The following is a 14140-nucleotide window of genomic DNA, read 5'->3' as shown; positions in this document are numbered from 1 at the left end:
CCGTAATAAGAACTTATAATTTTTCCCAGTATGTTAAACACTAAAAGGATCTCCCTAATTGCGGGGGCACTTTACCTCACAGTTATCGTCTGCGGCATTTTCGCCGAAAAATATGTCCGGTTTACATTGGTAAATTTAACCGATGGGGCCGAAACCGTAAGAAATATCAAGGACAATGTAATGCTCTTTCGAATGGGTTTTGTTGCAGATCTAATAATGCAATTAGCGTATTTTCTCCTGCCCATAGTCTTGTACCAAATATTTAAAAAAACAAGTCGCGCCATGGCCGGACTAATGGTCCCGAGCGTAACGGTGGCCGTAGCCATTATGTGCATCAATATGCTAAACCATTATGCCCCCTTGCTGTTAATGAATCCAATTGGATATAATGTGACATACGATGTGGAACAGATTAATAGTTGGGTAGTGTTCTATTTAGACATGCACAATAAAGGATACCATATTGCCCAACTTTTCTTTGGACTCTGGCTGCTACCCCTAGGCTATCTGGTTATTAAATCGGATGGGTTTCCTAAAGTCATAGGATTATTTTTGATCGCGGGCTGCTTTGGCTATCTATTGGATTTTATGGTCTATTTTCTTCTCCCCGAAAAAAGCAACTCCCTATCAAATTATATAACCGCTCCTGCCGACCTAGGTGAATTTTCCCTCTGCCTTTATCTCTTGATCTATGGCGTAATGGGCACCAAATTAAGTGACAAAAATAAGTCCTGAATAATAATCCAGAACGAACTGCAAAACCTGATAACGCATCTTTGCCTAGTACATAAATTATCAATCCAAAAAAATATTAAAATGACTACTTTATCCAGAATCCTAGTACTATCAATACTAAGTTTAATTCTTACGTTAACATCATGTTCCAGCAATGATGATGGAATAACCATCCCGGAACCTTCCTCTATTAAAAACACGGCCGACTTAAATGCCTATCTGCAGGGATTGGTCCAAACATCCAATATGCCCGGATTGGCCATCAGTATTGTAAAGGACGATAATATTGTTTACCAAGAATCCTTTGGCTTTGCCAATATTCAGAATCAGGTGGCCTACACCAATGAAACCATTAATTCCCTTGCTTCACTGAGCAAGACCTTCGTTGGCGCCGCGGTAGCCAAAGCCATAGAAGAAGGATATTTTACTTTGGAAACCGATATAAACGACATCTTGCCCATCCATATTATCAATCCTAAACAACCGCAAGGGGTCATCAAGATAAAGCACTTGGTCACCCATACCTCTAGTCTTTTGGACAACCCTGAAGTTTATTTGGCACACAATTACCATATATTGCAAGGGGAGAATATTACCACTGCCGGCGCTGGCTTCCTAATGAACGAACTTGGAATAGAACAAAGGGACAGCTATGCCTTGGAAGAATTCCTAGCTGCCTATTTCTTGGAGGACGGTGATCTATACAGCTCGGATAATTTTGCCGATACACCTCCCGGAAACACTTGGGCCTATTCCAATTTGGCCACTGGCTTAACCGGATATATTATTGAAACGGCAACCGGGAAATCGTTTGATGATTATGTAAAAGAAAATATATTGCTACCCCTTCAAATGAATGCTTCCACCTATGATATTTCGGAAATCAATTTAAACGAAATGGCCACGCGTTATCTTAATGACAATACTCCATTACCTGTTTACGCCAATGACTCCTATCCAGAGGGAGGTTTGTATTCTTCCAATGAAGACATGGGCAAGTATCTATTGGATATGGTAAAGGGCATAAAGGGCGAGTCTAATATCTTATTTTCCAAAGACTCCTATGAACTGCTATTTGAACGACGCCTGACAGAAGGGATCGTTCCCAATGATTTTGCAGAAAACCACGGATTTTTCTGGTATTTCCAAGATGGAAAAGCACTACATGGAGGCAACAGTTTTGGAGTTTCAACACATATGGAAATAGATCAAAATGGTAATTACGGCTTTGTCCTACTGACCAATATGGACGCTTCCTTAAGTGGTAACACCCAAAATTATCTTGCCTTAAAGGAAAAAGTGTCCAAGGCGATAATCGAATTAGTGGAAGCAACTGATTAGGTTGGATTTCACATGGCAAAAAGTTTGAAGATTAGTAACTAAATTAATTTAAACAATAGTATGATGAACATTTATAAATGGGTAAAAGTAGGTGGTTATGGTCTGGCTGGTCTTTTACTGATTATTTCCATTGCCATTATCCTGACCCTGTGTTGGGATAGCAATCAAACCTCCTATTTAAGAATGCAGGGAGGGGCAGAGCCTTATATCATAAAAAACATAAACATCGTACCCATGACTGGTGATACCCTCTTAAACAATCACGATATTTTAATTAAAGACGGGTTTATTTCCAAAATAGCTCCTGATATTTTTGATAGGAACATTAAACAAATAGATGGCACAGGTAAATTTCTAGCACCAGGACTTGCGGATATGCATGTTCATGTATGGGACGACTATGAATTGGGACTATACCTCTCTAAAGGAGTAACTACCCTTAGAAACATGTGGGGCATGCCCTTTCATTTGAGAATGAAAAAGCGTATTCAGGAAAACACAGTTTATGCCCCTATTTTTCTCACGGCCAGTCCAAAACTTACCGGACCTATGGATGATGGCATAGACAAAAAACAGGTAAAGGATGCCAGGGAAGGCAAGTATTTGGTTAGCAAATACAAAAAACAGGGCTATGATTTTATAAAAACCTACGCAGGCTTACCTAGCGATATTTTTGATGCCATAAAAGATGAGGCTTTGCAGCAAAATATGTCCCTTGCGTCCCATCCCAGTTTTGAAGTCCCATATGAATATCACTTTTCCAAACCTATAAAGACCATAGAACATACGGAGGACATTGTTCAACAAGTCTTAAAGTTTAAAGATGACAGTCCAATGCTAAAAGAAACCATTGCAAAATACGCGCAAAACAAAATAGGCCACACCCCAACCATAACAGTATTCCACAAAATTTCCGAGATTATTGAAAAAGAATCCAATTTGTTGTCCGAAGATAAAATAGGCTACATAAACCCAGCATTTCTTGCCATAGGTTCCCAAGAAGATTACAACCGATGGACAAGTACCAAGGTATATGACTCATTGGTAGGGGAACGCATCTTTAAGCAACATCAACAACATTTGAAATTGGTGAAAAAGTTGAACGATGCGGGGGGCTTATTGCTGGCCGGAACCGATTCCGGCATATCTTATGCCGTTCCGGGGTTTGGTATCCACGAGGAACTACAATTTTATACCGAAGCTGGTCTAAGCAATTATGAAGCCCTTAAAACCGCCACTGTGAACCCTTCACTAGTATACCCAAAACTCTCCCTAACAGGCACAGTGGAGACCAACAAATTGGCGAATTTAGTCATGACCAAAGAAAACCCACTATTACACATAAGAACCCTTGAAAACCCTGAAATGGTTATTATAAAAGGTCAATTACTATATAAAAATCAACTGGAGGAATTTTCTGAAAAAGCTTACCATCGAAGCAATTATTGGGCAACCATCATTAGATTGGCAGAAGGGATTTTATTCAAATAGTATTTTGTAGTTAATTCCAAATCGTCAATCCGAACTACCTATCACGGGTTACCACTTAATTTTAATCCATTAAATCTAGTGAAGCTAATAGTCCTGGACTATCAACTTCCAAAATCTAAGAAAATGCAACCTAACGAAATAAAAAAAACGGTTTTGCTGGCGGGAGCCACGGGATATTTAGGCAATTATATTGCCAAAGAATTGATTTCCAGAAAGATTGACACCAAAGTCATAGTTAGAAAGCCCAGTGGTTTAACAGCCATAGCTTATGCCTTGACTGGTATTATCCAAGCCGAGGTTACACGTGCCGAAACCCTAAAAGGTCATTTACGGGGAGTAGATACCGTGATTTCCACAATAGGAATTACACGGCAAAAAGACGGTCTCACGTACATGGACGTTGATTATAGAGCCAATATGAACCTCTTGGAAGAAGCCAAAAGGGCAGGCGTAAAGAAATTTGTTTACGTATCCGTGATTAATGGACAATTACACAGAAACCTAAAATTAGTGGAAGCTAAGGAAGCTTTTGTAGATCAGCTAAAAGCCTCTGGCATGGATTATACCATTGTACGTCCCAATGGTTTCTTTTCCGATATGCGCGATTTTCAAAAGATGGCAGAAAAAGGAAGCGTCTATATTTTCGGGAAAGGAAAAAAGAAATTCAATCCTATCCATGGTGCCGATCTGGCCCAGGTATGTGTGGATGCCATTATTTCCAAAAGGAAGGAGATTGAGGTGGGTGGCCCCGATATACTTACCCATTACGAAGTTGCAGAAATGGCTCTTTTAGCCTCCGGAAAACCCATCAACATTATACATTTGCCGCATTGGTTGCGAAAATCCATACTATGGATTATGAGAACTTTTACCTCCTCCAAGACCTATGGCCCAATCGAATTTTTCCTCACCCTTTTGGCAGAAGATGCAATTGCTCCTAGGTATGGCAGCCACCGATTGTCCCACTTCTTCCAGAACGAAATGGATACCTTAAAAAAGAACGCATGAGTGACTTTTTTTTTTTAGCGGCTCCCTTCCATGGTTGGCATACCGCTTATAGGCCATTTTTTTTTAATATATACTACACAAAACCATTTGTAATCACTTCCAATACCCGGACCTTTACTCCTTGCATGGATAATTTCAATTTTCATTTATGTCCTTAGACCTAGTATAGGACCCTCCACAACATCGGAAATCCCAAGACCAATCCCTTCCACTTTTATAATTTATGGCCCTGGCTACCATTAGCCTAATCTGAGTTAAAATACTTTAAAAATATGAAAAACTATCAACCCTTTACGCTACATTTAGCGCTGCTTTAGGCATATTTTTTTAGTTATTTAGCAAATTTATTTTCCTATGAACGCACCTGATAAAAACAATCCGTTTCCCCTAGAAAATTACCATCGACTTTGTTTTTTAAAGAACATTGTTAAGAACCCGAATATATTTGTAGGAGACTACACTTATTACGATGATTTTGAAGATGTAGCCAATTTTGAGAAAAATGTAAAATATCATTTCGACTTTGTGGGAGACAAGCTCATTATTGGTAAATTCTGTATGATAGCCTCCAATGTAACCTTTATAATGAACGGGGCCAATCATTTAAGCAATTCCATATCTTCCTATCCTTTCGCTATTTTCGGTAAGGCTTGGAGCCAAGCTATGGAAGGTAAGGCTTACCCTTCCAAAGGCGATACAATAATTGGCAATGATGTTTGGATTGGCTATAATGCTACCATAATGCCAGGAATAAAAATTGGTGACGGGGCCATAATAGCCAGTAATGCTACAGTAACAAAGGATGTTGAGGCCTATGGTATTGTGGGTGGAAATCCTGGACAATTGATCCGCAAACGTTTTTCTGAGGCTGATATTACAAAATTATTGGAGCTAAAATGGTGGAATTGGCCTATTGAAAAGATTACGGCCCACGTTCAAAATCTGACAGATTCCAAAATTGGAGATCTTTATTGAACACCCTCCCAATAAACACTATCCTTCAGTTAGTGCTATTTGTATAAAAATGAATTTTAGGTTACGTAAGAAGTATAAAGAGGTTGTTGAAGGTCCAATATAAAGTTAGTTTCACTACATTTTTTCGGGATTAACGGCCAAACTATTGAACAACTTGGCTTTGGCAGAATAATACTTGTTCTGTACCTCATTTTGTTTAAGCTTGGCATCTATGAGTTTACTTTCCCTGGTATTAATTAAAAACAGGGAACTTTCCCCATAACTAAACTTTCGCTCCTCCGCTGCAAGCATGATATTGTAATTACCAACAATGTCATCTATGAGATTATTTTGTTTATCAAAGGACTCCAATTCCCTAAATATGGCAACAATCTTGTTTTTGATCTGTATTTGGGCATTGTCCATTTCAAACTTGGCATCCTCCAACTTAATCTTTGCCAACTTTAAATCCCCACGTTCCTTCCTTAAAAATAGAGGCAAATTTATGGACAATCCACCCTTGTAATCCTGAGGTTCAAAGGCATTGATAGCAATAGGCTCGGATGTTATAATGTTGTATTCCAGATCTATCGTTGGCAATAATTTATTTGCTTTAAGTCGCTTGTCAACGGTAAGTCCGTCAATTTTGTATCCCAAGGATCTTAACTTAGGGTGGTTATCCAAATTAAAACTGTCTAAAGGTTTTCCCAGTATTTCCAGGGTGGCGTCTATATCTTTCCCTAAACCAACATCCGGTATCACATTGGGGTTTAATTCCACCGGAAGGTTGTCTCCCAACCACAGGAAGTTGGACAATTCCAAGGAACTTTTTATGAAACGCACCTTGGCCTTTTCCAGATCCAAGGCACGGTTCTGGACTGCAATTTTTGCTTCTACGGTATCTATAGCAGCTATTTCACCTGCCAAGGCCGTTGTTCTGACACCCTCAAAGCGCATTTGGGCACTGGTAAAGAAATTATTCAAAATTTGACTGTCCTGATAGTCCTGCAACCATTGGAAGTAAGCAAGAGACGCCTCGAACAGCACTTGGTTTACCAGTAGATCCCGGTCGGCCTTGGTCTGCTCCCTTAACAACTTTGCCCGCTTTAGGGTGGCCATGCGTTCATTGATCCAAAAACCTTGGCCTAAGGACATGGATACGCCTGCACTATATAGGCCATCATCCGGGACATTTTCGGATGGATTTAAATAACTACCATCATTCTGCTCAAAGTTGCCCTTCAACTCCAATCCATACCATGTAGGTATTTTGAATGCGGCATTAAGCCGATCATAATACTCAGTTCCCTTAAATTCCTTTCGATCATAATCCACCTCAATTTTGGGATCGAAACCGCCTCGCGAACGCATTAGGTTTGCCTGCCCCATATCTATCTTCAACTCGGCCTGTTTAGCAATGGGATGGTATTTTTTAACATAGCCCAGATATTCCTTAAAATTTAGGATAACCTTATCCTGTTCTTGGGCATTTACTCCCAAGAAAAATAATAAAACAAGGCTGTACAAACACTTTTGCATCATTTTTGAGCTTTTGCAGTAGATTTTGTAGGCTGGTAATAATTGGGCGGAAAACCGTTGACCTGTCGCCAAAGTTCAAACCAAATGGGCACATCATCCAATAGGGCAAAAGTATTGGCCCCCGAGCCTACCCTAATTTGGGTAGGCCAAGGTTCATCATCCGGATCCGGGGCCAACAGCACTCTATATTTTCCATTTTCACTTATAAAGGTCTCAACCGCTACTACCTTACCACCGTAGGTACCATAGGAAATATTGGGCCAACCACTAAAAACTATAGCGGGCCATCCATCAAATTGAATCCTTACCTTCTCCCCGATATGTATCAAGGGCAAATCCAGGGGTTCCAAAAAAGTTTCTACGGCCATGTCATACTCGGCAGGCATTATCCCTACAAGACGGCCCCCTTCCTTAAAGGTTTCCCCTATCCCCCCTTGCAAGGCCTTGTTTATATATCCACTTTGTGGAGCACGTATATAATACATTGCATTGCGCATCTCGTAATTGGTATATGCGTTTTCAAGCTTGGTCACTTGCGCCTCGGAATCGAATTGACTTGACTGGGCGGTAAACATATCGCTCTTGGCTTTGGAGATCTTATCTGCATACTCGGCTTCGATACGATTAATCTCCATTTCTGCATTTAAAACCTCATTCTTGGCAACCAATAATTTATTTTGCTGCGATATTAACTTGGCCTGGGTTTCTTGTAGCTTTAATCGCTTTTCTTCCAAATCGGTTACTGCTTTTAGACCTTCCTTCTGTAATTGCTCCGTGCGGTTATACTGTCTTTCCGCAATACCGATATTCGTTGTCGCAGCTTCCAGGTCTATACTATCGCTCTGTACTTTTAAATGGGATTGCATTAATTTATTCTTGGCCTGTTCCAATTTTAATTTCCGTTCCCTACCCAAGGCGGAGATTTGATTTCCCAATGCATTTACCTTGTCCCCGTAAGATCCTACCGCCCTAGACTTAGCATCAATTTGCTGCCTGGTCCGCTCTACCAATTTGGGGTCGAAATATTCGTCCTTTATTTCGGAAATAAACAAAATTGTATCTCCCTTTTCCACAAAATCCCCCTCCTGCACATACCACTTTTCTATTCTTCCAGGAATAGGGGATTGTATGGTCTGTGGCCTTTGATCCGGCTTCAAAGTGGTTAGAAAACCTTTCCCCCTAACATTTTGGGTCCATGGTAGGAAGAGAACGATAACCCCAAAAACGGCAGCACCCAGTAAAAACCGGTTAAAGTGCTTATAATGTCTCTCGTGGAAAACCCTCTCAGTTGACTTATACCCCTTTAAGTGTACCGTTTTATTCAGCGGATTGTTAGAAATATTCAACATAAAATCTTAAATTTTAGAAACGATCTTACCGTTTTCCAAGGTTATTATATTTTGGAATCGGTTCAACCATTTGGGATCCTGACTTACCACTATTAACGACCAAGGATTTTTATCCTCGGTTAGGAAGTTTATAATTTTAACAGCCTCAACCTCATCAAATTGAATTAAGGGATCCTTTAATAGCAGTAATTTTGGCTTCCTTACGATACTCCGTGCCAGGACAATTTTTTTAGCTACAGTAAATGGCATCTGTTGCCCCTCGGGATATACCATGGTATTGACGCCCTTCGGCTGTTCCTTTACATATTGCAGTAATCCTGTATTTTCCATGGCCCATTGCACATCCTTTTCGCTTATGCTCTTATCGCCAAAAGTGATATTATCCAAAATGGTACCCTCAAAAGGTTTTTCCTCGGTGAGGGATTGCCCCAAAAAGGATCGGTAGTGGTTTGGATTTATACCTTTTAGGGATACGTTGTTGACGTATATATTGCCATCATCTGGCTGTATCAGGCCAGCAATTAGGCGCAATAAGGTGGACTTACCTGAACCGTTGGCTCCTAAAACCAATAAACGGGTTTTGGGAGCTATTTTTAAGGATACGTCGTCCAAAATATTCCTACCTATTTTGGAGGCGCCAAAGGACACTCTGTCCAGCTCCACATAAAAATCATCTTCTTCCTGTAAGGGTCTTTCCCCTTGCTGCTCTTCCAAATCCTTATCCACTACCTGACCCAGTTTTTCCAATGATGTGAAAAGGTCGTAGAAGGTTTCCAAACTTCGGGTCAATTTTTCCACCGAACTAATGACCAAGAGAATGATGATCTCCGCGGCTACAAACTGCCCAATATTCATTTCCTGATTAAGTACCAAAAGTCCTCCGATCAGCAAAAGACCAGCCGTCACCAGTACCTTGAACCCGATCATCTGTATAAATTGTATTACCAGAATACGAAAATGACTTTCACGTGCCTCCAAATAATCCAATACCAGGGCATCGTTCTTGTCCAATGCCAGACTGGTCTTGCCAGATAACTTAAAGCTTATCAAAGAACGGGCAACTTCCTGTATCCAGTGCGCTACCTTATATTTTCGCTTAGATTCTTCCAGACTGGTATCCATCCCCTTTTGGGCGGTAAATTTGAAGACAACGTAAATAAGCAGTAATAGTAAAATTCCATACACGATAAAAAACGGGTGATAGAAAGATAAGAGTATCAACCCAAATACAATTTGCAGAACGGCCGCGGGAAAATCCAATAAAATTTTCGCCAAGCCCTTTTGAACATTGAGGGTATCAAAAAACCTATTGGCCAGTTCCGGCGGATAATAGTTGTGCAGTTCGCTCATCTTTATTTTAGGAAAACGATATGTAAATTCGAAAGAAGCCCTTGTAAATATCTTCTGCTGAACATTCTCTATGATTCGGATCTGCATTAATTGCAAAATACCTCCAAAGGCCACTCCGCCCGTTACCAACACCACCAAAACTATCCATGAGGTACTGATCTCGGCACTCTGGATAAGATTAATGATCGCCTGTATACCCAAAGGCAAAGAAAGATTAACGAGCCCTGCAAAAATGGCATAATAAAAAGTCTGCAATACATCCCTTTTATCGAGTTTTAGCAGACCAAGAAGCCGCTGCCATGCGGTCATTACATTTTTAGCCATCTTGTTTTGTCCTTAAAGTGTGAAAAACCAGATCCGTGAAATATTTGGTAGCATCCCCTATCTCATGACAGTCCGTTAACGTTGGAAAATGATCCTTTAAAAAATACTGGTGCAAAGAGCCTTCCAGAATTGTACTTGCCAAACTGGAGGGGTACCTATATTCGGAATCTACTGCGGAAATCATTTCATTAAAGCGCTCTATCATTCTTTTATAAATTACAAAATAACCTTCCTTGTTCTCAGAATCTATTTCTTTGGTCAAATATGATTTTGAATATTCGTTGATTACAATATTGCTCAATAAGACTTCATTAATGTGGGAGAAAGCGGAATCCTCTACTGTAGGTCGCGTAACAATTTCTATGGCCTTTTTTAACTTTTCGGAAGAATCGGCAATACTATTTGTTGCAAAGACCAATTGATATTCCAACCAACCCCAATACCAGGAGGTAAGGTACAACAGCAATTTGTGCTTGTTCTCAAAGTACCGGTATATTGAGCTTTCATTGGAACCAATCTGATGGCCCAATTTTTTAAAGGTAAACCCCTCAAAACCAATGTCATTTATCATAAAAATACTCTGCTCAATAATCCGCTTCCCTAAATCCGAAGACTGCGGATCCTTAACATAGATCTTATCATTTATCTTAATTGTCATCGAACCAAATAGACGCTCCATACCAAAAATTTTATACTCGCAAATATAATAGTAATACTATTAATATATAATAGTTTAACAACTGTTTAACAACTGTTTAACAGTAGTATTGCTTTTTATTGGCATGGGATTTTGAATTCGACAAATAGTGTCGACTTCCCTAATACTATTAAAACCAAATAAGTCCGGAAATCAAAACAGATGAGCGCTAGCCCTAAAAATTGAAAAAAATACTGAACACTGAGTTTGTTAAAATACCCATTCGATTACTATGGGCACCCTTTACTTTGTTCAGTACACATATAAGCGCCATAATTACCTGAAGTCATTAAGCTCATTTAGTTTCTATATGCTCACAGGATCCATGACTTGGCATATATAAAACGAGAAAATACAATATGGATCATAAGAAATCCCAAGGTTTATTGACCCTACATACCCATCTAATTAGCTATTTACTTTTAATTCTGCATGCGGAGCACACCCTAGCCGTATTACATCACATTTCTTCCTTACAAGATCATAATCCAAGGCAATGGCCATAGGCCTGGAATACGTATACGCTCCACCATACCTTAGTTATGTAGCAAATTACAGGCAGGCATAGTAAATGCCCAGATTCAGATTTACCCATTAATTACATAATGAATTGGGCACCAGAGGATACAATTTCTATGGATTCATAAATTTATGTATTCTTTGCCTGGTAAAAATAGGGTTGGCGCCTTCACTTTTAGCCACCATGGCCCCTACGGCACAACCAAAATCGATTGCGACTTGTGGTCCTTCCCCATTAAACAATTTATAAATTACCGAAGCCAAAAATGAATCTCCCGAACCTACCGTGTCCAAAACTTTAATTCGATAGCCACTATTATAGTAAAAGTTATTTTGGTGATACAATACAGCGCCATAAGCCCCTTTGGTGACACAAATTGTTTCTGTTTGGGTCTCTTTGGCCACAAATACAATAGTTTGCTCCATAGAATTGTATTTGGAACCAAGATATTCGCCAACCTCGTACAACTCATCATCATTGAATTTCACAAAATTGGCGTGTTGCATTAATTCCAGGAGCAGTTCCTTGGTATAATGCGGTGCTCTTAAGTTAACATCGAAAACCTTGTATTGGGCAAATTTTAATAAGTGCAACAATGTGGTACGTGTGGTTTTGTCCCGGCAAGCAAGACTGCCATAAACAAAAACATCTGTTTCTTTTAAAATGGTTTCATAGTGGTTTCTTAACAGAATTTTATCCCAGGCTACAGGATAGGCAATATCGTAGGATGCCACTCCTTTGTCATTAAGGACAACGTTTACTTGACCTGTCCCATAACTGGAACTCACTTGTACCCCATCGGTATTGACGCCGCAACTGTTTAGATATTTTATTATTTTATTTCCATCCACATCATCGCCTACGCCACTAAACATACTAACATCCACACCGTAAGACTGTAGGCGCAATGAAACATTTAAAGGAGCCCCACCAATCTTTGAGTGTGTTGGAAAATTATCAAAAAGTACCTCACCGAAGCATATGGCCTTTAATTTTTTCATAATCAATATTTTAAATAAAAGGCACGGAGAAACCACTCTCCGTGCCTAAAAAACTAAATTAAACTAACTCGGTCTAAAACTAATATCCAGGGTTTTGCTTATAAAGTCCACCTGTAAAATCTATTTCACGTTGTGGAATTGGATAGTATTCATCCCTACCTGCTGTAAAAACTGCACTAGACAAGAAATCCCTTTTTGTTTTTTCCTCGGACAAATAGGCGTTTAGCACCTCTGCTGCCTCACCCCATCTTACCAAGTCAAAGAATCTCGGACCTTCCATCCCAAATTCCAATCTCCTTTCAAATTTCAGGGCTTTCCAAGCATAGTCTTTATCCGGGAAGGTAGAGTACTCCTGAATATTGTAAATATCCGTAGCACCTGCATCGATCTGGCGCTGGGTACTTGCAGCTGCACGAGCCCTAACCTCATTAATCAAAGGTAATGCTTCATCCCAACGGTCCAATTGTATCAAGGCCTCTGCCTTGAACAGCAAAATATCTGCATATCTTATAAAATCAACATTCTTGGAAGTACCAACAAACGGTCCTTCCTTCACATAACAAGAGCAATCTGGCGCCTGTTGTTCCTTCATATTACCAAAATAGCCATAAACCCCTGGATCCCTGGCCCAGCTAAAGTTATATACCATATCACCTGTGGTGTTGACCGTATTTCTATATTTAAAAGGGCGTCCAGGTATCCCTACGGTGTGGTCCAATCTGGGATCCACCGTTAATCCCACCGCAGGTGTTACGGTTCCATCCTCATTAACTGTAGTGAATATATCCGTATCATTAAAATTATCCAATAAAGGTAAACCTGCAGCATCGGTCTTAAATGCGTTTACCATATTCTGACTGGCCAAATGAAAACCACAACAGCCATAGAGAGCTGATCCATGAGGAGAATTAAGGCCTGTTACAAAACTTACCCTACTTACTTTGGTACCGTCATTAATAGAAAATTGGGCTGCCCATATGGATTCAGGACCATTATCAAAACCATCCAAAAAGTTGTTTCCATAATCTGCCTCCAAACTAGCCGTTACCTCATCGGCATAATCAATTACCTCTTGTAGCCTGGCAGGATTTATCGCGGTGACCTGATGTTGGTCATTTTGCTCATAGGCTTGGTAAAGCCTAAGTTTGGCCATATAGGCTGCAGCTGCATTTCTATCTGCCCTACCAACCTCATCTTGCGATTGGGGAAGATTGTTATAAGCAAAAATAAAATCCTCCGCAATTGTATTCCACAATTCATCGTTGGGCACATCGTTGGAAACGGCTGAGGTCTCCTCTTGGGTCAGCCCCTCTTTAATAAATGGAATCTTTTTAAACAAAAGCTTCAACATAAAGTGGGAATGCCCTCTCAAAAACCTAAGTTCTGCCTGTCTTAAAGTCTTATTTGCATATTCCGCATCAGGTATGTCGTTGATTACGGTCAATGCAAAATTAGCCCTCGAAATGGCCTTGTAGTAATTGGTCCAGGTACGGGGTGCCATCCAATCCCCATAATCGGGTATGGTTAAATTGTACTGCTCATATCGATCTACTACATCTACATCACTTCGGCCTCCACCGCCTTTATAAGCATCGTCCGATCGTACACTTCCATAGACCCATTGGTGCGTTAAGGGCCCTATCATTTCATCGTTGGCAATTCCCGCGTAAGCAGCAACAACCAAAGATTCTGCATTATCGGCCGTCGCCACATTTTCATTGGACAGTACTCCCTCCGGTTCGTATTCCAAAAAGTCCTTGTCACAGGAGACAAAAAGGAATGAAACCAACACTCCTATTATATATAATTTATTTCTTTTCATGATTTTCAT

The 14140-nt window shown here is 40.1% G+C and carries 11 protein-coding genes; 5 read left to right on the top strand and 6 right to left on the bottom strand.

Annotation, left to right across the window (positions count from 1 at the left end):
* The first annotated feature begins 30 nt into the window (after window positions 1-30).
* From B9Y87_RS00565 to B9Y87_RS00545, 5 genes are all read left to right on the top strand, one after another.
* The gene (locus B9Y87_RS00565) at window positions 31-735 is read left to right on the top strand and encodes a DUF4386 domain-containing protein (protein ID WP_085495178.1); all 705 of its coding nucleotides are present in this window, start codon (window positions 31-33) and stop codon (window positions 733-735) included.
* An 81-nt stretch (window positions 736-816) separates the two neighbouring features.
* Window positions 817-2076 carry a serine hydrolase domain-containing protein gene (locus B9Y87_RS00560; protein ID WP_085495176.1) on the top strand — a complete coding sequence of 420 codons (1260 nt, stop codon included), beginning with the start codon at window positions 817-819 and terminating at the stop codon, window positions 2074-2076.
* A 60-nt stretch (window positions 2077-2136) separates the two neighbouring features.
* Window positions 2137-3567, top strand: coding sequence for an amidohydrolase family protein (locus B9Y87_RS00555; RefSeq protein ID WP_139827108.1), 1431 nt, complete (start codon window positions 2137-2139; stop codon window positions 3565-3567).
* Window positions 3568-3690: 123 nt separating this feature from the next.
* Window positions 3691-4575, top strand: a complete 885-nt coding sequence (locus B9Y87_RS00550; protein ID WP_085496569.1) for an SDR family oxidoreductase — start codon at window positions 3691-3693, stop codon at window positions 4573-4575.
* A gap of 354 nt (window positions 4576-4929) precedes the next feature.
* On the top strand, window positions 4930-5550 hold the full coding sequence (locus tag B9Y87_RS00545) for a CatB-related O-acetyltransferase (RefSeq protein WP_085495172.1): 621 nt from the start codon (window positions 4930-4932) through the stop codon (window positions 5548-5550).
* Window positions 5551-5664: 114 nt separating this feature from the next.
* Here the strand turns inward: B9Y87_RS00545 and B9Y87_RS00540 are convergent, their stop codons facing one another.
* The 6 genes from B9Y87_RS00540 to B9Y87_RS00515 all read right to left on the bottom strand — a co-directional run bounded on the left by B9Y87_RS00540 (window position 5665) and on the right by B9Y87_RS00515 (window position 14131).
* On the bottom strand, window positions 5665-7071 hold the full coding sequence (locus B9Y87_RS00540) for a TolC family protein (protein ID WP_317045098.1): 1407 nt from the start codon (window positions 7069-7071) through the stop codon (window positions 5665-5667).
* Window positions 7068-8417 carry an HlyD family secretion protein gene (locus B9Y87_RS00535; protein WP_085495170.1) on the bottom strand — a complete coding sequence of 450 codons (1350 nt, stop codon included), beginning with the start codon at window positions 8415-8417 and terminating at the stop codon, window positions 7068-7070. Before B9Y87_RS00535 ends, B9Y87_RS00540 begins: the two co-directional genes overlap by 4 nt.
* Window positions 8418-8423: 6 nt before the next feature.
* Window positions 8424-10091, bottom strand: coding sequence for a peptidase domain-containing ABC transporter (locus tag B9Y87_RS00530; protein WP_085495168.1), 1668 nt, complete (start codon window positions 10089-10091; stop codon window positions 8424-8426).
* Entirely contained in the window at window positions 10084-10770 is a 687-nt protein-coding gene (locus tag B9Y87_RS00525; RefSeq protein WP_085495167.1) for a TetR/AcrR family transcriptional regulator, read from the bottom strand. The genes B9Y87_RS00530 and B9Y87_RS00525 overlap by 8 nt, the downstream gene beginning before the upstream one ends.
* Before the next feature lie 651 nt (window positions 10771-11421).
* Window positions 11422-12309: a PfkB family carbohydrate kinase gene (locus B9Y87_RS00520; RefSeq protein WP_085495166.1), complete on the bottom strand. Its 888-nt coding sequence runs from the start codon at window positions 12307-12309 to the stop codon at window positions 11422-11424.
* Window positions 12310-12388: 79 nt separating this feature from the next.
* The gene (locus tag B9Y87_RS00515) at window positions 12389-14131 is read right to left on the bottom strand and encodes a RagB/SusD family nutrient uptake outer membrane protein (RefSeq protein ID WP_085495165.1); all 1743 of its coding nucleotides are present in this window, start codon (window positions 14129-14131) and stop codon (window positions 12389-12391) included.
* Window positions 14132-14140 lie beyond the last annotated feature (9 nt).

The organism is Arenibacter troitsensis, from assembly GCF_900177645.1.
In the GTDB taxonomy this organism is placed as follows: domain Bacteria; phylum Bacteroidota; class Bacteroidia; order Flavobacteriales; family Flavobacteriaceae; genus Arenibacter; species Arenibacter troitsensis.
The sequence above is the reverse complement of the archived record's forward strand: the minus strand, read 5'-3'. Positions and strand labels throughout refer to the sequence as shown.

What these genes read in the sequence shown, in the direction of transcription:
- B9Y87_RS00565 (WP_085495178.1), top strand. Translation starts at nt 31, where the DNA reads ATGTTAAACACTAAAAGGATCTCCCTAATTGCGGGGGCACTTTACCTC.
- B9Y87_RS00545 (WP_085495172.1), top strand. Translation starts at nt 4,930, where the DNA reads ATGAACGCACCTGATAAAAACAATCCGTTTCCCCTAGAAAATTACCAT.
- B9Y87_RS00525 (WP_085495167.1), bottom strand. Translation starts at nt 10,770, where the DNA reads ATGGAGCGTCTATTTGGTTCGATGACAATTAAGATAAATGATAAGATC.
- B9Y87_RS00515 (WP_085495165.1), bottom strand. Translation starts at nt 14,131, where the DNA reads ATGAAAAGAAATAAATTATATATAATAGGAGTGTTGGTTTCATTCCTT.
- B9Y87_RS00555 (WP_139827108.1), top strand. Translation starts at nt 2,137, where the DNA reads ATGATGAACATTTATAAATGGGTAAAAGTAGGTGGTTATGGTCTGGCT.
- B9Y87_RS00560 (WP_085495176.1), top strand. Translation starts at nt 817, where the DNA reads ATGACTACTTTATCCAGAATCCTAGTACTATCAATACTAAGTTTAATT.
- B9Y87_RS00540 (WP_317045098.1), bottom strand. Translation starts at nt 7,071, where the DNA reads ATGATGCAAAAGTGTTTGTACAGCCTTGTTTTATTATTTTTCTTGGGA.
- B9Y87_RS00530 (WP_085495168.1), bottom strand. Translation starts at nt 10,091, where the DNA reads ATGGCTAAAAATGTAATGACCGCATGGCAGCGGCTTCTTGGTCTGCTA.
- B9Y87_RS00550 (WP_085496569.1), top strand. Translation starts at nt 3,691, where the DNA reads ATGCAACCTAACGAAATAAAAAAAACGGTTTTGCTGGCGGGAGCCACG.
- B9Y87_RS00520 (WP_085495166.1), bottom strand. Translation starts at nt 12,309, where the DNA reads ATGAAAAAATTAAAGGCCATATGCTTCGGTGAGGTACTTTTTGATAAT.
- B9Y87_RS00535 (WP_085495170.1), bottom strand. Translation starts at nt 8,417, where the DNA reads ATGTTGAATATTTCTAACAATCCGCTGAATAAAACGGTACACTTAAAG.